This window comes from Isoptericola sp. BMS4 (assembly GCF_011634835.1).
GTDB lineage: Bacteria > Actinomycetota > Actinomycetes > Actinomycetales > Cellulomonadaceae > Isoptericola.
Genome location: NZ_SIRP01000027.1, coordinates 1 through 380 on the forward strand (window position 1 = coordinate 1; position 380 = coordinate 380).

The window sequence follows — 380 nt, forward strand, 5'->3', positions numbered from 1 at the left end:
AGTTCGCGCCGATGATGAGGTCACCCTCCCAGTGCCCCGGCACGGCCCGGTCTTCGATCTCGGCGGGACGCTCGGAGATCATCAGGTGCGGCGGGATCGACCGCTTCCCACGCTTGCCTGTCGAGCGTTTCGGGCGGCGCATGGCACGCCCGGTGCGGAGTGCGGTGGCCAGCTCGCGTCGCAGCCCACCTCGCCCCTGGACGTATAGCGCCTGGTAGATCGCCTCGTGGCTGATGCGCATCTGTTCATCATCGGGGAACTCGACCCGCAGCCGTCGGCTGATCTGGGTCGGGCTCCACGCCCGCGCCCAGCGCCCTTGCGCCGGTGGCGCCAGTTTGTCCTGGACCCAGGATGCCAGGCGGGGGTTGGCCGCCAGTTTG

The 380-nt window shown here is 69.7% G+C and carries 1 protein-coding gene; it reads right to left on the reverse strand.

Annotation, left to right across the window (positions count from 1 at the left end; translation table 11 throughout):
• A partial coding sequence (locus EYB28_RS19825) for an IS30 family transposase (RefSeq protein ID WP_166853007.1) occupies positions 1–380 on the reverse strand: 380 nt, incomplete at both ends.